This window comes from Variovorax sp. OK212 (assembly GCF_900112425.1).
Taxonomy (GTDB): Bacteria; Pseudomonadota; Gammaproteobacteria; order Burkholderiales; family Burkholderiaceae_C; genus Variovorax.
The window spans coordinates 203,391-221,765 of record NZ_FOLP01000008.1; the positions used below are offsets into that span (position 1 = coordinate 203,391).

The following is an 18,375-nucleotide window of genomic DNA, read 5'->3' on the forward strand; positions in this document are numbered from 1 at the left end:
CGGCCCGGATGCGGGCCGCTGCGCGAGAGGAAATTTCTCCCTCAGATCGGCTATCGACTCGAAGGATTGAAAAATTCAGATCTGCGCGGAAAAATAGAAGACGCCTGAAACCATGGAAGATGCGCCGGCCGCCATCGCCGCGCTCCGCGCCGTCCGCCCCCTCGTGCGGATGTCACGCGGATGCACGGCGATGGCTGCAGTGATTACTGACTTAAGGGATGGCCGACCGGCGAAGCGGGGCCGCCGCCGATCGCCGGCGGCGAACCCTTTCGACTCAAGCCGCCGTGTGCGCCGCCGGGCCTTCGACGAACACGTCGGAGTGGAAGTCGCCCGCATCGAGCCCGCGATGCTGCACCGCCGCTTCGCGCACCGCGTGCACCATCGCCGGTGAACCGCAGCAGTAGAGCTCGTGGCCGCGCAGGTCGGGGAATGCGGCCAGCAACGCCTGGTCGGGGCGGCCGGCGAAGTCTTCGCCCGAGGCTTCACCGCCGTCGCTCAGCGCCGCGATGAAGCGCATCTGCGGCCATTGCTTCTGCCAGCGCGCCACGGCCGCGCGCAGGTAGATGCCCTCGGCCTGCTGCGCGCCCCAGATCAGCGTGACGGGCCGGTCGACACGGCGCTTGAGCATGTCGTCGAGGATGGACTTCACCGGCGCGAACCCGGTGCCGCCGGCCACGAACACGACGGGCCGTGCCTGCTCTTCCTGCAGCGAGAACGCGCCGAAGGGCAATTCGATCTCCAGCAGGTCGCCGGGCACAAGCTGCGCCACGCGCGCGCTGAAAGCGCCGCCCTGCACGTGCCGCACATGCAGCGTGACCGCGTCGCTCTCGTGCGGCGCATTGGCCATCGAGTAGCTGCGCGTGCTGCCGTCGGCCAAGGCGACCTGCAGGTACTGGCCGGCGCTGAACTTCGCGCGCTGGCCCGCGGGCAGGCGCAGCTGCAGCACCGACACGTCGCTCGCAGCCAGCTGGTTGCGGTACACCTTGGCCGTGAAGCGCTTGCGCGCGGCCGGGTCGATGCGGCGCCATGACACGGGCGCGATCTGGAGGTCGCCGCGCGGCGCGCACATGCAGAACAGCACCTGGCCCGGCAGGCAGGTCTCGTTGACGATCGCGCCGTTGCCGGCGGCGCCCACTTCGCCCTGCGTCACCGCGCCCGCGCAGTTGCCGCAGACGCCCTTGCGGCACGAATAGGGCAGCTCGATGCCGGCGCGCGCGGCGGCGTCGAGCACGCTCTCGTTGCCGGCGCAGTCGAAGGCGACGTCGCTGTTCGCGATCGCGATGCGGTGGCTCATGCGCGCACCTCCGCGCCGATGCCCGACAGCAATGCGATCGTTCGCAACACCGCTTGCGGATCGGCGATGCCGCGGCCCGCGATGTCCATCGCGCTGCCGTGGCCCACGCTCGACAGCAGCGCATCGCCGCCGATGCTGAGCGCGCTCGCCGCCTGCGGCGCGAGCAGCTTCACGGGAATGTGGCCCTGGTCGTGCAGCATCGCCACGTACAGGTCGTGCCCGCGCGTCGCCAGCAGCGTGTCGGCGCCGGCCGGTCCGTCGGCGCGCAGCCCTTCGGCGCGTACCGCTTCGACGCCGGGAACGACGATGGCCGCGTCCTCCGGCCCGAACAGCCCGCCCTCCGACGCATGCGGGTTGATGCCGAACACGCCGATGGACGGGTTTGCCACGCCCAGCATCGCGCAGGCCCGCGCACCCGCGCGGATCGCTTCGGCGACGAGCGCAGGCGTGAGCCGGTCGAGTGCGGTGCGCACGCTCTCGTGCAGCGTCGCATGCACGATGCGCAGCCCGCCGCCGACCAGCATCAGGAACACGCGCTCCTCGGGCAGGCCGCACACGCGCGCAACCAGCGAGGGGTAGCCGCTGAAGGCAATGCCGGCCTGGTGGATGGCTGTTTCGTGGTGCGGGCAGGCCACCACCGCATCGACCTCGCCGCGGCGGCAGGCCTCGAGGGCGGCCGTGGCGCTGGCGACGGCCGAGGCGCCGGCTGCTGCGTCGATGCGGCCCGGCACGGCGGAACTCGCAGGCAGTTCACCGGCATCGACGAACGCCACCTCGCGCAGCAGCGCGGCAAGACCGAGCTGCGATGCCATCCGTTCGAGAACGCTGCCCGGTCCATAGAGCGTGATTCGCGCGCGTTCGTCGGCAGGCAACGCAGCCAGGGCCTTCAGCGCGATCTCCGGGCCGATGCCGTTCGGGTCGCCGGCCGCCAGCGCCAGCTTGCGCGGCGACGGATGCTTCGTCACAGCGGCAGCGCCAGCAGGGTGTCGGTCACGGTGCTGTCGCACACGGCCACGCGCGACCGCAGCCGCAGCTGCCCGTCGCCTTGCCGCACGAAGCGGTCGTGGTAGCTGCCGGTGGCGAACAGCTCGGTCTGGCCGGTGGCCATGATGCGCGCCACCATGAAGGGCGTGCGCGCCTCGGCGCCGTCGCCCTCGGCCTTCAGCAGCAGCGGCATGCCCAGCAGGTGGCGGTAGCGCTGGCGTTCGTAGATGTTGGCTTCGCGCAGCGCGGCGATGCGGTCCTCGAGCATCGCGCGCGAGTCGGCATACACGATGCCGGCGGGCAGGCCCTCGCGTTCGTTCTCGACGTGGGTGATGCGGTAGTGGCAGTCTTCGGTGAAGAAGCCCGGCCATTGCTCCAGCGCATCGCTGTCGATGGCGTCGGCATAGGCCGCGTTGAAGGCGCACAGCGCCAGCAGGTCGATCATGGTGGGGGTTCTCTTGTCTTCTTTTTTCTCTTGCGCTCAGGCGCCCATGTGCCGGCGGTAGGCCTTCCAGAAGCCGCGCACCGAGGCCTCGGTGGCGCGCCCTTCGCCGGACACCGCGTCGTCGCCGCCCATCTCGACGACGGCCTCGTGGTCGGCCGCGCCCGCGATGCCGCGCTGCACGAAGCCGCCGACCGCGCCGTCTTCCATCGAGATGAAGCCGGCCGGCCCCACCAGGTTCGACTGCTTGAGGCGCACGCGGCGCTGCTCCGGCGTGTCGTCGGTGTAGCCGATGTAGGTCCAGTTGAGCTCGGTGCGCGCCGTGCCCTTGGGCAGCACCTGCCGCACGGCCAGGCAGTTCTGGATCTGCTGCAGCACGAAGCCCGGGAACACCGACAGGATCTGCAGCGTCACGCCGTCGTCGTACTCCTTGAAGCCCGCGAGCAGGCTCGGGTCCTTCAGGCGGTAGCGGTCGTTGTCGGAGCGCAGGGCCTGTTCCTTGTAAGAGGCGTCCTTCTCGGCGGCCGCGTCGATCATCGAATAGCTCACGTGGTGGCCGCCGCTCTCGTCGACGATCACGCCGCCCTTCTGCGACAGGCGGTTGAGCTCGAAGGTGGTGAAGAACAGGTGCAGCAGGCTTGCGTGGTAGCTGTCCTTCACGTTCTCGACGTACAGCTTCCAGTTGTTGGGCAGCGCCTGCGTGAAGCGGCCGATGACTTCCACCGGCTTGTGCAGCACGCGCTCGATGCGCTCGCGGATCTCGTCGCCGAGGTAGTCCTCGATCGAGGGCACGTCTTCATTGAAGCTGCCGAACACCAGCCCGCAGAAGGTGGCGATGCGCAGCTTGCGCGGGCCGTGCGCTTCCTTGCAGAAGCTCGCGGGCATGCCGCCCTGGCCCTTCACGCCTTTCTCGAAGGCCACGCCCGTCAGGCCGCCCTGGCGGTTGTAGCTCCAGGCGTGGTACACGCACTGGAAGTTGTCGGTGCGCCCGGACTTTTCCAGCGCGATGAGCGCGCCGCGGTGCGCGCAGCGGTTCTCGAAGGCGTAGATCTCGCCGTCGTCGTCGCGCACCGCGACCACGGGCGTTTCGCCGGCGAAGGTGGTGCGGTAGCTGCCGCTGTCGGGCAGCTCGGCCTCCAGGCAGAGGTAGTTCCAGACCTCGCCGCGGAAGATGCGCGACTGCTCGTCGGCGGCGAGCTGCGCGTCGCTGTAGACCGCGAACGGAATGCGCGTCAGACCGGGGCCGGCCCAGTGGATGGCTTGGGTGGGGATGTCGTTGTTCGTCATGGCATGCGTGTGTGCTGGCGTGCTCACTCGAGCGTGACCTTGGCGCTCTGGATGACCTTGTTCCACTTCACGGTCTCGGCCTGGATGAACTGGCCGGTGCGCGCGCTGTCCCAGCCGCGCGGCTCGGCGCCCTGCTCGGCGAACTTCTGCTTCACGTCGGGCAGCGCCAGCGCGTTGGCCATGGCCTTCTGCGTGGCGTCGACCGTGGCCGCGGGCGTGCCGGGCGGCGCGACCACCGCGAACCAGGTGACCGCGTTCATGTCGGGCAGCTTCTGTTCGGCGAAGGTGGGAACGTTGGGCAGGGCCTTGGAGCGCTGCTCGTCGGCCACCGCGAGGATGCGGACCTTGCCGGTGCGCTCGAACTGCAGCGACGAGGAAATGTTGTCGAAGAACACATCCACCTGCCCGCCGATCAGGTCGACCAGCGCGGGTGCGGTGCCCTTGTACGGCACGTGCGTCATGGTTGTGCCGGTGAGCTGCATGAACAGGCTGGCCGTCAGGTGCGAGGTGGTGCCGTTGCCCTGCGAGGCAAAGCTCACCTTGCCGGGGTTGGCCTTCAGGTAGGCGATGAACTCGGCCACGTTGCGCACCGGCAGCTTGGGGTTGACCACCAGCACGTTGGGCACGGTGGCCAGCACCGTCACCGGCACCCAGCGCGCGGGGTCGAAGGCGAGCTTCTTGTAGAGGTGCTGGTTGATGGCGATGGGCGCGGGCGGCGACGCCAGCAGCGTCTTGCCGTCGGGCTCCGAGCGGTACACCACGTCGGCGCCGATGTTGCCGCCGGCGCCCGTGCGGTTCTCGACCACCACGCCGCCGGGGTAGAGGTCGCGCAGCTTGTCGGCCACCACGCGCGGCAGGATGTCGGCGGTGCCGCCGGCGGGAAAGGGCACGACCAGGCGTGCCACCTTGTTGTCGTTCTGGGCCTGGGCCTGAGTCATCAGGAAGGCGCAGGCAACCAGCGCCAGCGTGCGCCTGGCAGTGTCTTGGAACATTTTTTGTCTCCGGGTTCTTTGTGCTTCGAGGGGATTTCAGTGTCCCTTTGCAGGCAGCGCGCAACAAGCTAGATTTGCGCTATGCGCAAAAACCAAGCCACCGTCCCCGGAGAAGAGAACGCCGCGCCCGACAAGAATTTCGTGGCCTCGCTGCAGAAGGGCCTCGACGTGCTGACCTGCTTCGGTCGCCAGCACAGCCGCGTCACGGTGTCGGAAGTGGCGCGGCTCACGCAGAGTTCGCCCGCATCCGCGCGGCGTTCGCTGCTCACGCTGCAGGCGCTGGGCTACCTGGAAAGCGACGGCAAGCGCTTCTGGATGCTGCCCAAGGCGTTGCTGGTGGCGCACGCGTACCTGGCCTCGCGGCCGACGCCGTCGATGGCGCAACCGCTGCTCGATGCGCTGTCGGAGCGCACGCGCGAGTCGGCCTCGCTGGCCATGCTGCTGGAGGACGACGCGATCATCATCGCGCGCTCCACCGCGCGGCGCAGCCTGAGCACGGGGCTGGGCATCGGCTCGCGGCTGCCGGCCTACTGCGCGGCGCTGGGCCGCGTGCTGCTCGCGGGCATGCCGCCCGAGGAGGCCGCGCGGCGCGTGCGCGCCATGCCGCGGCCCAGCCTCACCGCGCGCACCGTCACCGATGCGGGCGAGGTGCTCGCGCTGATCGATCGCTGCCGCGAAGAGGGCTATGCGAGCAACGACGGCGAGCTGGAACTCGGTGTGCGGTCGATGGCCGTGCCCGTGTTCGACCGCTCGGGGAAGGTGTTCGCGGCGATGAGCATCGCGGTGCGCGCGGAGCGCATGACGCTGGCCGAGGTGCGCGACACCTTCCTGCCTTCGCTGCGCAAGGCGAGCGGCAACCTGGCGCGGTTGCAGGCGGGATGAGTTGACGCGCAGCACCTGCTGCTGTGCAACGCGATGGCCGGCCTGGTCGTGCCGCATGGCAAGCCGCTGTGCGACGGCGCCAATGAAAAAGCCCGCACGAGGCGGGCTTTGGGAATGTGGTCGTGAACTCTTACGCGGTCCACGCTACGGCAAATTCTTTTGCATGAAGTCATTGTTGTTTTTCTCGTCGTAGTGACTTCGACGCGCTGGCATGAGATTCAGCTTGCCTGGCCAGGCAGCGCTCAGGATCCTTGAGCGACGCGAGAGTGTAACAGACTGGCCGCATCTGGGCGAGAATTCCCGGATGGCTCAAGGCAAACGAATCTCCGTAGACATTGGCGACGACGCCATTCGCGCAATCAAGGACATGGGCGCCGCTGCGAAGCAGGCGCGCCTTGCCGCCGGCGAGGGCCAGGCCGCGGCCGCGGTGCGCCTGGGCGTCCACGTCCAGACGGTCGGGCGGATCGAGGCGGGCGAGCCCGGCGTGGCGATCGGCCATGTGATCGGCATGCTGGCGCTGTACGGCGTCACCACGGAATTGCGCCGAGCCGGCCCGACGGCCTGAGGGGCCAGGCCGGGGCGCAGCCCGAGCGCCGCGCCGCGTTGGCTCTGCTGTGCATGCAGTGTCAAAAGACATTGCGCCCGCCCACCACCGCGGGCTATGAAGAGTCCGCCTGTGGGAGACGGCCTACGTCAAGACGCGCCGTCCGGCATTTGCGGCGGGCCTTTTGCGAGGGCTGGCGCAGATACGATCCTCAACGTGAAACGCCACGTCAGAGCAAGCCGCATTCGCTCGTTCACGCAGCCTCGTCGTTTCACATGAACGACTCCAGAACTACAGAGGAATCCAATGAACAACGAATACCAGGCTTTGCTGGCCACCCTGCGCGACGACGAGAGCACCGTGGTGGAAGGCTGGCTCGATGAAGCCCGCATCAGCGAACCGGGCGTGCGCCGCAGCGCGCAGGCCGAGGCCACCGACATCCTGCGCCTGCTGCGCGAGGCCCTGCAGGCCGACGGCGACCCGGCGCGCTTCGAGGCGCCCGTGTGGACGCCGCTGCGCGACATGCTCGCCAACCTCTCGCGCACCCGCGCCGCCAAGGGCCAGTCTGCCGGCGAGACGAGCCTGTTCGTCCTGTCGCTCAAGAAGCCGCTGTTCGAGGCCCTGCAGCGCCGCATGGCCGCCGACCCGATTGCCATGAGCAGCGCGCTGTGGGCGCTGTCGACCACGGCCGACAAGCTCGCGCAGCACACGGTCGGCACCTTCCAGCTGGCGCGCGAGGAAATCATCCGCCGGCAGCAGGAAGAGCTGCTCGAACTCTCCACCCCCGTCGTCAAGCTGTGGGACGGCGTGCTGGCGGTGCCGATGATCGGCGTGCTCGACAGCAGCCGCACGCAGATGGTCATGGAAGCCCTGCTGCAGAAGATCGTGGAAACAGGCTCCGAACTCGCCATCATCGACATCACCGGCGTGCCCACGGTCGACACGCTGGTGGCGCAGCACCTGCTGAAGACGGTCACGGCCATCCGGCTCATGGGCGCGGACTGCATCATCAGCGGCATCCGCCCGCAGATCGCGCAGACCATCGTGCACCTGGGCATCGACCTGCAGGGCGTGCAGACCAAGGCCACGCTGGCCGACGCGCTGTCGCTGGCGCTGAAGCAGACCGGCTGGCGCGTGTCGCGTTCGTCTGTAGTGTCTGCCGACGTCTGATCGGCACGCCATGGACCGCATTCCAATTCTTCGCATGGGCGAAACCCTGCTGGTGACCATCCAGGTCGACATGCAGGACCAGACCGCCCTCACGCTGCAGGACGACCTGGCCAACCGCATCGCCGCGACGGGCGCCTCGGGCGTGATGATCGACATCTCGGCGCTGGAGATCGTCGACTCCTTCGTCGGGCGCATGCTCACCAGCATCTCGGGCATTGCACGCATCCTCTCGGCCACCACGGTGGTGGTGGGCATGCAGCCGGCCGTGGCCATCACGCTGGTCGAGCTCGGCCTGTCGCTCGACGGGGTGAAAACCGCCCTGAACGTCGAGCGCGGCATGGAGCTTCTCCGGCGCGCCCGGCTGGAGAACGCCCTTGGCCGCTGAACCCACCGGCACCCTGCCGCTGCTGAACGAGCAGAACATCGTCGCGAGCCGGCAGATGGTGCGCATGCTGTGCCAGGACCTGAAGCTCTCGCTGGTCGACCAGACCAAGATGATCACGGCCGCCAGCGAGCTGTCGCGCAACACGCTGATCCACGGCCGCGGCGGGCGCATGCACTGGGAGTTCGCCGAGCGCAACGGGCGGCGCGGCCTCGTGCTGCACTTCGAGGACGAAGGCCCCGGCATCGCGGACATCGCGCTGGCGCTCACCGACGGCTGGACCAGCGGCAACGGCATGGGCCTGGGCCTGCCGGGCAGCAAGCGCCTGGTGAACGACTTCGAGCTCTCGTCGACGCCGGGCAAGGGCACTCGCGTGAGCATCACCAAGTGGAAGTAGCCACCGTCAGGGGTTGGACCCACAAGGCCTTTGCGATCGACGACGCCAGCCGCGTGGGCGAGGCGCGCCGCCATGCGGCGCATGCCGTGGCGGACATGGGCTGGAGCGACGTCGACGCGGGCCGGCTGGCGCTGGTGGTGACCGAGCTGGGCACCAACCTGCAACGCCATGCGCAAGGCGGGCGCCTGCTGATCGCGGCGCGCCCGCAGCAAGGCGAGGTCGAGGTGATCGGCATCGACGACGGCCCCGGCATCCCGGACCTCGCGCTCGCCATGCAGGACGGCCACTCCTCCGGCAGCACGCCCGGCACCGGCCTGGGCGCGGTGAGCCGCCTGGCCGACGATTTCGACATTCACTCGTCCATGCCCGGCGGCACGGTCAGCGTGGCGCGGGTGCGGGCCAAAAGACCCGCGAACGAAGTGCCACCGGCCGCGGCCGTGCAGATCGGTTCGATCTGCCTGCCGGCGCCCCACGAATCGGTGAGCGGCGACGGCTGGGCCTTCGCCGTGCACGGCGAGCAGGTGTCCGTGCTGCTGGCCGACGGCCTGGGCCACGGCCCGGAGGCCGCCAAGGCCTCGCAGGCCGCCATCGACGCGTTCGCGCTGGCGCCGCAGGGCGACCTGCGCGAAACGGTGCAGCGCCTGCACCGCGAGCTGCAGACCACGCGCGGCGCGGCCGTGTGCGCGTTGCGCGTCGACCTGGCCGCCTCGGCCGTCAGCTACACCGGCGCGGGCAACATCGTGGGCCGCGTGCTGTCCGGCGTGTTCGACAAGTCGCTCGTCACCCAGCACGGCACCGCGGGCATCCAGATCCGCAAGCCCGAAACCACCTCGCTCGACCTGCCGGAACACGCGCTGGTGATCCTGCACAGCGACGGCATCGAGACCCGATGGACGGTGGAGCGCATCCGGGCGTTGCTGCAGCGGGATCCCACGCTGGTGGCGGCGGTGCTTTTGCGCGACCATACGCGCCACCGCGACGACGCGACCGTCGTGGTGATCCGCCGAAAGGAATAGCCGATGAACAGCCCCGTCGCCATGACCGACCATGAAGCCGCGCAGGCCGCGCTCGCCCAGAGCCAGCGCGAAGTGGAAGAACTGCGCGAGGAACTCGAGGAAACCAACCGCGGCGTGGTCGCGCTGTACGCCGAGCTCGACGCGCAGGCCGAGCAGCTCAAGAAGGCCACCGAGCTCAAGAGCCGCTTCCTGGCCTACATGAGCCATGAATTCCGCACGCCCATCAGCGCCATCCGCAGCATCGCGCGGCTGCTCAGCGACCGGATGGACGGGCCGCTCACGCTCGAGCAGGAAAAGCAGGTCGGCTTCATCGACACCACCGCGGCCGAGCTGGCCGACATGGTCGACGACCTGCTGGACCTGGCCAAGATCGAGGCGGGCCGGGTCGACATCTCGCCGGCCTGGTTCGAGATGGTCGACCTGTTCTCCGCGCTGCGCGGCATGTTCCGCCCCGTGCTGCACAACCCGGCCACCGCGCTGATCTTCGAGGAGCCCGAGGGGCTGCCGAAGCTCTACACCGACGACCGCAAGCTGTCGCAGATATTGCGCAACTTCATCTCCAACGCGCTCAAGTTCACGCCGCACGGCGAGGTGCGCGTGACCGCAATGCGCGTCGGCGAAGACGCGGTGAAATTCTCGGTGGCCGACACCGGCATCGGCATCGCACCCGAACACCACGCCGCGGTGTTCGACGACTTTTCGCAAGTCGATTCGCCGGTGCAGAAGCGCCTGCGCGGCACCGGGCTGGGCCTGTCGCTGAGCCGGCAACTGGCCGCGCTGCTCGGCGGCCACGTGGAAGTGGCGAGCGAACTGGGCAAGGGGTCGGTGTTCTCCGTGACCTTGCCCGTGCTGCTGCCGCGCGCGGAAACTGCCCAGCCGCTCCGGGCGGAATGACCATGCCACCCGAACCGCTGTTCAACACGACGATCGACCGCTCGCGCCACACGGTGCTGGTGGTGGACGACAACCCCACCACGCGCTACGCCACGGCGCGCGTCATTCGCGCGGCCGGCTTCGAAACCCTCGAGGCCAGCACCGGCGGCGAGGCGCTGGTGCTGGCCTCGCGCCACATCTCGGCGGTGGTGCTCGACGTGCACCTGCCCGACTTCAGCGGCTTCGAGGTGTGCCGCGAGCTGCGCATCAAGCCCATGACGGCCACGCTGCCGGTGGTGCACCTGTCGGCCACCTTCGTGCGCAACGAGGACAAGGTGGCCGGCCTGAACGCCGGCGCCGACGCCTACCTGGTGCACCCGGTCGAGCCGCCGGTGCTGATCGCCACGCTGCAGGCGCTGATCCGCGCGCGCATGGCCGAGGAAAAGCAGCGCAACAGCGAGGCGCGCTTTCGCGCCATCTACGACCACGCGCCCACCGGCATTGCGCTCATCGACGCCGAAGGCCGCTTCGCCGACGTGAACCCGGCCATGGTCGCGATGCTGGGGCAGTCGCGCGACGCGCTCATCGGCCAGCCGGTGAGCGCCTTCGCGCCCGACGAATGGACCCCCTTCGTCAAGGACCACACCGCCGGCACGCAGCCGCCGACCTCGAGCTGGAAGGGCGAGTTCCCGCTGCTGCGGCAGGACGGCTCGTGGATACGGCTCGAATGGACCATGTCGGCGCACATCGAGCCCGGCCTGCGCGTGGGCATTGCGCTGGACGTTTCCGAGCGCTTCGAGCTCGAGGCGCGCCGGCGCGAGGTGCTCGAGCGCGAGCAGGCGGCACGCGCCTCGGCCGAGCGCCTGAGCCGCACCAAGGACGACTTCGTCGCCGTGCTCTCGCACGAGCTGCGCAACCCGCTCAACGCCATCGGCGGCTGGGTGCATGTGCTCAAGGTGGGCAACCGCACGCCCGAGCAGATGGAAAAGGGCCTGAACGCCATCGACCGCAGCGTGAAGGCGCAGACCCGGCTGATCGCCGACATCCTGGACGTGTCGCGCATCAGCTCGGGCAAGCTGCGCCTGCACCGCGAATGGATCGAGCCGCGCGGGCTGGTGGGCGCCGCCATCGACGCGCTGGCCGCACCCGCGGCGGCCAAGCGGCTCGACATCGTGTTCGACCAGCGCAAGGCCGACCCGCCCGCCTGGCTCGACGCCACGCGCTTCCAGCAGATCGTGTGGAACCTGCTGTCGAACGCCATCAAGTTCTCGAGCGAAGCCGGCCGCATCGGCGTCGAACTGCAGCGCGAGGGCGACCTGCTGGAGCTCACGGTGCAGGACTTCGGGCGCGGCATCAGCCACGACTTCCTGGAGCACCTGTTCGACCGCTTCTCGCAGAGCGATTCGCCCGACAACCGCTTCCACGGCGGCCTGGGGCTCGGCCTGTCGATCGTCAAGAACCTGGCCGAGCTGCATGGCGGCAGCGTGTCGGCGTACAGCGAAGGCGAGGGCCGCGGCGCCACGCTGCGCGTGGTGCTCGGCGTGGTGCCCTCGGCCGACGCGCCGCTCGTTCTGCTCGAGGCGGACGATGCGCGCCCCGCCGCGTCGACCGACCGCGTGCTCGCGGGCCTCGACGTGCTGGTGGTCGAGGACAACGCCGACGCCAGCGAGATCATGGCGGTGGTGCTGTCCGATGCCGGCGCCACGGTGCGCCTGGGCACCGACTGCGACGGTGCGCTGCAGCTGTTCGAGCAGAAGTGGCCCGACGTGCTCATCAGCGACATCGGCCTGCCGGGGCGCGACGGCTACGACCTGATCCGCGAGGTGCGGCAACGCGAAAGCGCGCTGGGCAAGCCGCGGCTGTTCTGCGTGGCGCACACCGCCTTCACGCGACCGCAGGACCACGCCAAGGCGACCGAAGCCGGCTTCGACGCCCACCTGGGCAAGCCGCTGCAGCCGCACGCCTTGCTGGCACTGATCAGCGGCCGCCCCGCGACGCGGCTGGAGGGCTGAGGGCGCCGCCGGCCGGCCGGCCGCGCGGAAAAAGGCCGATAGACCCTGCGGGCTTGTCTTTTTGCCGAAGATCCCTACCTTGTTGACTCCGCCGCCACCGGCATCCCTTCCTGGAGAACATTGCATGCCCGACTACCGCAAGACGCCAGAAGCCATTGCTGCACTGTCGCGAGAACAGTTCCTCGTGACGCAGGAGGGCGCCACCGAGCGCCCCGGAACCGGCCAGTACCTCGAGAACGAGGAGCCCGGCATCTACGTGGACATCGTCTCCGGCGAGCCGCTGTTCGCGTCGTCCGACAAGTTCGAGTCGGGCTGCGGCTGGCCTAGCTTCACCAAGCCCATCGAGCCCGCGCACGTCAGCGAGCTGCGCGACACCACGCACGGCATGGTCCGCACCGAGGTGCGCTCGACGCACGGCGACAGCCACCTGGGCCACGTGTTTCCCGACGGCCCTTCGGACCGGGGCGGCCTGCGCTACTGCATCAACTCGGCGTCGCTGCGCTTCATTCATCGCGACGACATGGCCGCACAAGGCTACGGCGCTTACATCGACCAAGTGGAGGACATCAAGTGAACCAAGAAACCGCAATCCTGGCCGGCGGCTGCTTCTGGGGCATGCAGGACCTGATCCGCAAGTACGACGGCGTGATCGCCACGCGCGTGGGCTACTCGGGCGGCGACGTGCCCAACGCCACCTACCGCAACCACGGCACGCACGCCGAAGCCATCGAGATCGTGTTCGACCCCGCGAAGATCAGCTACCGCAAGCTGCTCGAGTTCTTCTTCCAGATCCACGACCCGAGCACGCGCAACCGCCAGGGCAACGACGTGGGGCTGAGCTACCGCTCGGCCATCTTCTACACGAGCGACGAGCAGAAGCGCGTGGCCGAAGACACCATCGCCGACGTGGATGCCTCGGGCATCTGGCCCGGCAAGGCCGTCACCGAGCTCGCGCCGGCGGGGCCTTTCTGGCAAGCCGAGCCGGAGCACCAGGACTACCTGGAGCGCATTCCGAACGGCTACACCTGCCACTTCATCCGGCCCGACTGGAAGTTGCCCGTTCGCGCGGGTTCGGCGCAGTAAGCCGGGGCCTGGCCGCTTCGGCCGGGGCATCCAGTCGGCGCTGAACCGGGGGGCGGCCTGCGTGCAGCCGGGCACGGCCTTCATCCTCTGCCCCGACTCGTCGGCCAAGGCGGCCTGCCGCGCGAACCTGAAGAGCGAGCGTGCCGCGGTCACCGCGCTCACTGCGCTCACCGCGGTCATCGCGCTCACGGCCGTGCTCTCGGGGCGACCGGCGCGAGGCATCGTCAACCGCCTCATTGCGCACGGCGAGGCCGAGGGAAGCCCGCCGTGGGCCGACTACCCGGTGGCGTACGACGCCACCAGGCAGCTGAACGCGCTGGCGGCGAAGAAGGGCGTCGACGACTTCGCGGTGCACCGGGCCGGGCAGGCCGCGCCGCTGGCGCGCGAGATGTCCGCGGCCCGCCTGATGGAAACCTTGCTGCGGGAGTGGCGCGAAGTTCGCGAGCGCTGCTGAAGGCGCGGCTTCGGCCTCAAGAGGCCTGCTGCACGGCCAGGTCGAACAGCCGCAGCGGCGTCTCCAGCGAAAGCGCGCGCGTGGCCGCCTGCGCCTGCGCCGCGTCGAGCGGCGCGAGCATCGCGATCTCTCCCGCCACGCTGGTCGCGATCGGCACGCCGTCGCGGTACAGCACGCGCGAGCCCGCCACGCGCGGCACCTTGGGGCCGTGCACGATGGTGCCGAGCAGGTTGGCCGGGTCGCTGGCCGACAGCGCGACCAGTGCGCCGTCGCCCGGCTGCCTGCGCACCTGCCGCATCGACGTCACGGCCTCCGGCAGCGCGAACTGTTCGCCCGACACACCGGCGATGAAGCGGCCGCCGCGAATCTCGCCGCGCGCCTCCAGCCGCCGGCACACGCGCACCAGGTCGCGCCACGGCGGCAGCCAAGCGGCCTCGCGTTCGAGCAGGCGCCAGCAGATCACGCCGTAGCGGCGCAGCAGCACGTGGACCACCTGCTCGGCGGCGTCGGGCCCGCCCGTTCCTCTTGTCGAGGACGCTTGCGCTTGCGTGGGTGCCGGTGGCCGCACCAGCGTCCAGCGCCCCGCGTCCTCGATGCCGAACAGCGGCGTGCGCCGCCGGCGGCGCGTGTCGGTCGACGCGCGCTTCGAGGCCGGCACCAGCAGCGCGCGCAGGCCGGCATAGCTGTCGCAGCGGGCCCGTCCCTTCGCGACGAGTTCGGTCAGCGCCTCTTCGATCTCGACCGGCAGCAGCCGCGTGCCGTGCGCGATCTCGTCGAAGAAGCAGGCGCCGTGCTGTGTCAGGTGAGCTGCCACGCGGGTGGCGCGCGAGCCCAGGTTGTCATCGTCGACGGGTGCCGGCGCCAGGGTGGTCCACAGCGCGGCGCTGCGGCGCGGCAGCAGCACGACCGGCGTGGCGCGCAACGACAGGCTGCCCGCGCCCTTGCGGCCTTCCGTGGCGCTCGGCCGCAGCCGGGTCCACAGCACGCGCCCGGCGGTGCACAGGTCGTCGAGCCAGGCGCCGGCGTAGTCGGTCACGCGCGCGGGCAACAGCTCGGCCTCCCACAGCGGCGCGGGCGCCTCGTAGCCTTCGAGCTGCGACAGGATGCCCGCCAGCGCCTCCGAGCCGCTCACGCGCGCGGCCGCGCCGATGTGCTGCCACTCGAACAGGAAGCGCACGAAGTCGCGCGGCTCGACCGGCTCGATCTCGTGGCGCAGCCGCTTGAGCGTGTAGCGGTGGATGCGCGCCAGCAGGTGGCGCTCGCACCATTCGAGCTCCGCGGTGCCGGGCGTGAAGCGGCCCTGCAGCACGCTGCCTTCGGCCTGCAGCGCGAGCAATGCGCCTTCGACAGTGGTCGATGGCAGCAACAGCGGCGCGGCCAGTTGCGCCACCGTGACCGGGCCGAGCCCGCCGAGCCGCGAGCGCAGCAGTTCGCGCAGCGCGGTGTCGCGGTCGGGCGGCTGCTCGGCATCGGCGGGCGCCACGATGGCGGGGTGCATCGGCGCGTCGGGCGCGATGGCCTGCAGCAGCGGTAGGCGCTCGGCCGCGACCCACAGGCCGCGCGCATCACGTGCACCCTGGTCCTGGTCTTCGAGCAACAGCCGCGTCGCACGGCCGGCCTTGGCCAGCGCCGTGAGCCACTTCTTCCAGTCCGCCTGCAGCGCCACCTCGCCGTCGCCCAGGGCGCCGAGCATGCCCAGCGCTTCGTGCATTTCGTCGGCGCTGCGCGGTTGCGGCCAGGCTTCTCCGCGCACGCTGGCGATGGCGTCCGCATCGAGCTGGCCGACGTCGTCGGCGCTCTCGGGGTCGGTGTAGCGGCGGTTCTGCACGGCCTGCGTGCGGCGCTCTTCCAGCGGCGCGTCGTCCAGGAACGCGTAGGGCCGCGCGTTGAGCACCTCCATCGCAAGCGGCGAGGGCGCGGGCAGGTCGCGCGCGATCACCGTCACCTCGCCGGCCTCCATGCGGCGCAGCAGCGCGAGCCAGCCGTCGGCGTCCATCGCGTCGTGCAGGCAGTCGTCCAGCGTCTGCGCCACCAGCGGGTGTTCAGGCACCTCGCGCTCGCCGACGATGTTCTCCGCGCACGCCACCTGGTCGGGGAACACCGCCGCGAGCAGGTCTTCGGAGCGCATGCGCTGCAGCTGCGGCGCCACCTTGCGCCCGCCGCTGAAGCGCGGCAGCGCCAGCGCGGTGGTGGCGTTCCAGCGCCAGCGCACACCGAACAGCGGCGCGTCGAGCAGCGCCTGCACCAGCACGTGCAGCGCCGAGGCCGAATGCAGGTAGCGCGCCACCTCGTCGAGCGCGAAGCTGTGGCTGGTGGACAGCGACAGCACGATCGCGTCTTCGGTGGCCGCGGCCTGCAGCTCGAAGTTGAAGGTGCGGCAAAAGCGCTTGCGCAGCGCCAGGCCCCACGCGCGGTTGAGCCGGCTGCCGAAGGGCGAGTGAATCACCAGCTGCATGCCGCCGGAGGCGTCGAAGAAGCGCTCCATGACCAGCGTGCGCTGCGTCGGCAGCGCGCCGAGCACGGCGCGTGCATGCGCCAGGTGCTCGACGATCTGGCGCGCGGCGTCGTCGCCGAGGCCGAGCGTGTCCGTCAGCAGCTTCATCGCGGCGTCGCGGCCGCCGGCCTCCAGCGCCTGCGCCACTTCTTCGCGCAGCCGCGACACGCCGAAGGAGAGTTCGTCGCTGCGCCCCGGCGCCTCGCCGAGCCAGAACGGAATGTTGGGCGCGGCGCCGTGCGCGTCTTCCACCCGCACGCGGCCCGGCTCGATCTTCAGGATGCGGTAGCTGGTGTTGCCGAGCTGGAACACATCGCCCGCCAGGCTCTCCACCGCGAAGTCTTCGTTGACCGTGCCGATCTTGTCGGCCTGCGGCTCCAGCACCACGGTGTAGTCGCCGGTCTCGGGAATGGTGCCGCCGGAGGTCAGCGCCGTCATGCGCGCGCCCTTGCGTTCGCGCAGCAGGTGGTTCACGGCGTCGCGGTGCACGTAGCCGGCGCGCTGGCCTTGCCGCGTGGCGAAGCCTTCGGCCACCATGCGCACCACCTCCATGTAGCGCGCGTGCGTGAGCTGCGCATAGGGCCAGGCGCGGCGCACCAGCGCGAAGAGCTCGTCTTCGTGCCACTCGCGGCAGGCCGTCTCGGCCACGATCTGCTGCGCCAGCACGTCCAGCGGCGCGGGCAGCACGCGCAGCGCGTCGAGCTCGCCGCGGCGGATGCAGTCGAGCAGGGCGGCGCACTCCACCAGCTCGTCGCGCGACTGCGCAAAGAGCCGCGCCTTCGGCACGCCGCCCACGGCGTGGCCCGAGCGCCCGGCGCGTTGCAGGAAGGTGGCAATGGCGCGCGGCGAGCCGAGCTGGCACACCAGGTCGACGTCGCCGATGTCCAGGCCCAGCTCCAGCGAGGCCGTGGCCACCAGCACCTTCAGCTCGCCGCGTTTCAGGCGCTGCTCGGCGTCGAGCCGGGTTTCCTTCGACAGGCTGCCGTGGTGCGCGGCCACGGCCTCCTTGCCGAGGATGTCGCCCAGGTGCCGCGCCGCGCGCTCGGCCATGCGGCGCGTGTTGACGAACACCAGCGTGGTCTTGTGCAGCCACACCAGCTCGGCCACGCGCGCGTACACCTGCGTCCACTGGTCGTTGGACATCACGGCCTCGAGCGGCGTCGGCGGCAGCTCGAGCGCCAGGTCGCGCTGCTTGGCGTAGCCGATGTCGACAATGGCGCACTCGGCCGTGCCGTCGGGCCGCAGTGCGCCGGCGCCCACCAGGAAGCGCGCGACCTCGTCGATGGGCTTCTGCGTGGCCGACAGGCCGATGCGCACCGGCCGCACGCCCGAGTGCGCCATGCACAGCGCCTGCAGCCGCTCCAGCGACAGCGCCAGGTGGCTGCCGCGCTTGCTGGCGGCAATGGCGTGGATCTCGTCGACGATCACGCTGCGCACGGTCGAGAGCAGCTTGCGCCCCGACGCAGAGCCCAGCAGCACGTAGAGCGACTCCGGCGTGGTCACCAGGATGTGCGGCGGGCGCCGCAGGCTCTGCTGGCGGTCGCGCTGCGGCGTGTCGCCCGTGCGCACGGCGGTGCGCACGTCGACGTCGGGCATGTCCAGGGCCGCCAGCTCGGCGCGGATGCCGGCCAGCGGGGCGTCCAGGTTCAGCCGGATGTCGTTGGACAGCGCCTTCAGCGGCGACACATAGACAACGACGGTTTCATCCGGTAACCCGCCGGGTTCGAGGCCGCGGCGGTACAGGTCGTCCAGCGCGGCCAGGAAGGCGGTGAGCGTCTTGCCGGACCCGGTGGGCGCGGCCACCAGCGTGTCGCGGCCACGGCGGATCGCCGGCCAGGCTTCGGCCTGGGCGGAGGTGGGCCCTGGGAAGGTTCGGCTGAACCAGCGGGCCACGGCGGGGTGGAAGAGGCTGAGGGTCACGGGAGGTGTCGCTGGCGTCTGCGGTGCCACGCCCGGAAAGCTGGAAAGGCGTGGCGGCCAGCGTCCATCAGATCGGGATTGGGCGGGCAATGTCAAGTCTCGAGGGCGCGTGGCGCGGCCCGAAGTTGCCTTTGCCTACACAAGATGCC

Annotated in this window: 17 protein-coding genes; 11 read left to right on the plus strand and 6 right to left on the minus strand. The window is 70.3% G+C overall.

Going from position 1 to position 18,375, the window contains the following annotated elements:
• Positions 1–274: 274 nt before the first annotated feature.
• The 5 genes from BM004_RS23400 to BM004_RS23420 are packed head-to-tail and all read right to left on the minus strand — an operon-like array spanning position 275 to position 4,999.
• Entirely contained in the window at positions 275–1,294 is a 1,020-nt protein-coding gene (locus BM004_RS23400) for a 2Fe-2S iron-sulfur cluster-binding protein (RefSeq protein ID WP_093217239.1), read from the minus strand.
• The gene (locus tag BM004_RS23405) at positions 1,291–2,259 is read right to left on the minus strand and encodes a PdxA family dehydrogenase (RefSeq protein WP_256220009.1); all 969 of its coding nucleotides are present in this window, start codon (positions 2,257–2,259) and stop codon (positions 1,291–1,293) included. The genes BM004_RS23400 and BM004_RS23405 overlap by 4 nt, the downstream gene beginning before the upstream one ends.
• Positions 2,256–2,723, minus strand: coding sequence for an aromatic-ring-hydroxylating dioxygenase subunit beta (locus BM004_RS23410; protein ID WP_093217242.1), 468 nt, complete (start codon positions 2,721–2,723; stop codon positions 2,256–2,258). The genes BM004_RS23405 and BM004_RS23410 overlap by 4 nt, the downstream gene beginning before the upstream one ends.
• A gap of 36 nt (positions 2,724–2,759) precedes the next feature.
• Positions 2,760–4,007, minus strand: coding sequence for an aromatic ring-hydroxylating dioxygenase subunit alpha (locus tag BM004_RS23415; protein WP_093217244.1), 1,248 nt, complete (start codon positions 4,005–4,007; stop codon positions 2,760–2,762).
• 23 nt (positions 4,008–4,030) lie between these two features.
• Entirely contained in the window at positions 4,031–4,999 is a 969-nt protein-coding gene (locus BM004_RS23420) for a Bug family tripartite tricarboxylate transporter substrate binding protein (protein ID WP_093130059.1), read from the minus strand.
• 81 nt (positions 5,000–5,080) lie between these two features.
• On the opposite strand from BM004_RS23420, the gene BM004_RS23425 reads away from it, so the two are divergent.
• The 11 genes from BM004_RS23425 (at position 5,081) to BM004_RS23475 (ending at position 13,812) form a co-directional block, all read left to right on the plus strand.
• Complete coding sequence (locus BM004_RS23425; RefSeq protein WP_093130058.1) at positions 5,081–5,881, plus strand: IclR family transcriptional regulator domain-containing protein; 801 nt, start codon at positions 5,081–5,083, stop codon at positions 5,879–5,881.
• Between the two features lie 304 nt (positions 5,882–6,185).
• Complete coding sequence (locus BM004_RS23430; protein WP_093217420.1) at positions 6,186–6,446, plus strand: helix-turn-helix domain-containing protein; 261 nt, start codon at positions 6,186–6,188, stop codon at positions 6,444–6,446.
• A 285-nt stretch (positions 6,447–6,731) separates the two neighbouring features.
• Positions 6,732–7,595 (plus strand): STAS domain-containing protein, encoded by an 864-nt coding sequence (locus tag BM004_RS23435; protein ID WP_093217246.1) that lies wholly within the window; start codon positions 6,732–6,734, stop codon positions 7,593–7,595.
• A gap of 10 nt (positions 7,596–7,605) precedes the next feature.
• On the plus strand, positions 7,606–7,980 hold the full coding sequence (locus BM004_RS23440) for an STAS domain-containing protein (RefSeq protein WP_093130055.1): 375 nt from the start codon (positions 7,606–7,608) through the stop codon (positions 7,978–7,980).
• Positions 7,970–8,374, plus strand: coding sequence for an anti-sigma regulatory factor (locus BM004_RS23445; RefSeq protein ID WP_093130054.1), 405 nt, complete (start codon positions 7,970–7,972; stop codon positions 8,372–8,374). Before BM004_RS23440 ends, BM004_RS23445 begins: the two co-directional genes overlap by 11 nt.
• Positions 8,365–9,390: an ATP-binding protein gene (locus tag BM004_RS23450; protein WP_093217248.1), complete on the plus strand. Its 1,026-nt coding sequence runs from the start codon at positions 8,365–8,367 to the stop codon at positions 9,388–9,390. The genes BM004_RS23445 and BM004_RS23450 overlap by 10 nt, the downstream gene beginning before the upstream one ends.
• A gap of 3 nt (positions 9,391–9,393) precedes the next feature.
• Complete coding sequence (locus tag BM004_RS23455) at positions 9,394–10,284, plus strand: sensor histidine kinase (RefSeq protein WP_256220010.1); 891 nt, start codon at positions 9,394–9,396, stop codon at positions 10,282–10,284.
• A 2-nt stretch (positions 10,285–10,286) separates the two neighbouring features.
• Complete coding sequence (locus BM004_RS23460) at positions 10,287–12,275, plus strand: hybrid sensor histidine kinase/response regulator (RefSeq protein ID WP_371270355.1); 1,989 nt, start codon at positions 10,287–10,289, stop codon at positions 12,273–12,275.
• A 124-nt stretch (positions 12,276–12,399) separates the two neighbouring features.
• Positions 12,400–12,849 carry a peptide-methionine (R)-S-oxide reductase MsrB gene (gene msrB, locus BM004_RS23465; RefSeq protein ID WP_093130051.1) on the plus strand — a complete coding sequence of 150 codons (450 nt, stop codon included), beginning with the start codon at positions 12,400–12,402 and terminating at the stop codon, positions 12,847–12,849.
• Positions 12,846–13,358 (plus strand): peptide-methionine (S)-S-oxide reductase MsrA, encoded by a 513-nt coding sequence (gene msrA, locus BM004_RS23470; RefSeq protein ID WP_093217251.1) that lies wholly within the window; start codon positions 12,846–12,848, stop codon positions 13,356–13,358. Before msrB ends, msrA begins: the two co-directional genes overlap by 4 nt.
• A gap of 28 nt (positions 13,359–13,386) precedes the next feature.
• Complete coding sequence (locus BM004_RS23475) at positions 13,387–13,812, plus strand: nitronate monooxygenase (RefSeq protein WP_093217424.1); 426 nt, start codon at positions 13,387–13,389, stop codon at positions 13,810–13,812.
• A 16-nt stretch (positions 13,813–13,828) separates the two neighbouring features.
• Here the strand turns inward: BM004_RS23475 and BM004_RS23480 are convergent, their stop codons facing one another.
• Positions 13,829–18,256: a DEAD/DEAH box helicase gene (locus BM004_RS23480; protein ID WP_371270358.1), complete on the minus strand. Its 4,428-nt coding sequence runs from the start codon at positions 18,254–18,256 to the stop codon at positions 13,829–13,831.
• Positions 18,257–18,375: the final 119 nt, after the last annotated feature.

Bases quoted from the DNA above. Each gene is read 5' to 3' on its own strand.
- BM004_RS23400 (WP_093217239.1), bottom strand. From the start codon at position 1,294: ATGAGCCACCGCATCGCGATCGCGAACAGCGACGTCGCCTTCGACTGC.
- BM004_RS23410 (WP_093217242.1), bottom strand. From the start codon at position 2,723: ATGATCGACCTGCTGGCGCTGTGCGCCTTCAACGCGGCCTATGCCGAC.
- BM004_RS23415 (WP_093217244.1), bottom strand. From the start codon at position 4,007: ATGACGAACAACGACATCCCCACCCAAGCCATCCACTGGGCCGGCCCC.
- BM004_RS23420 (WP_093130059.1), bottom strand. From the start codon at position 4,999: ATGTTCCAAGACACTGCCAGGCGCACGCTGGCGCTGGTTGCCTGCGCC.
- BM004_RS23425 (WP_093130058.1), top strand. From the start codon at position 5,081: ATGCGCAAAAACCAAGCCACCGTCCCCGGAGAAGAGAACGCCGCGCCC.
- BM004_RS23430 (WP_093217420.1), top strand. From the start codon at position 6,186: ATGGCTCAAGGCAAACGAATCTCCGTAGACATTGGCGACGACGCCATT.
- BM004_RS23435 (WP_093217246.1), top strand. From the start codon at position 6,732: ATGAACAACGAATACCAGGCTTTGCTGGCCACCCTGCGCGACGACGAG.
- BM004_RS23440 (WP_093130055.1), top strand. From the start codon at position 7,606: ATGGACCGCATTCCAATTCTTCGCATGGGCGAAACCCTGCTGGTGACC.
- BM004_RS23455 (WP_256220010.1), top strand. From the start codon at position 9,394: ATGAACAGCCCCGTCGCCATGACCGACCATGAAGCCGCGCAGGCCGCG.
- BM004_RS23460 (WP_371270355.1), top strand. From the start codon at position 10,287: ATGCCACCCGAACCGCTGTTCAACACGACGATCGACCGCTCGCGCCAC.
- msrB (WP_093130051.1), top strand. From the start codon at position 12,400: ATGCCCGACTACCGCAAGACGCCAGAAGCCATTGCTGCACTGTCGCGA.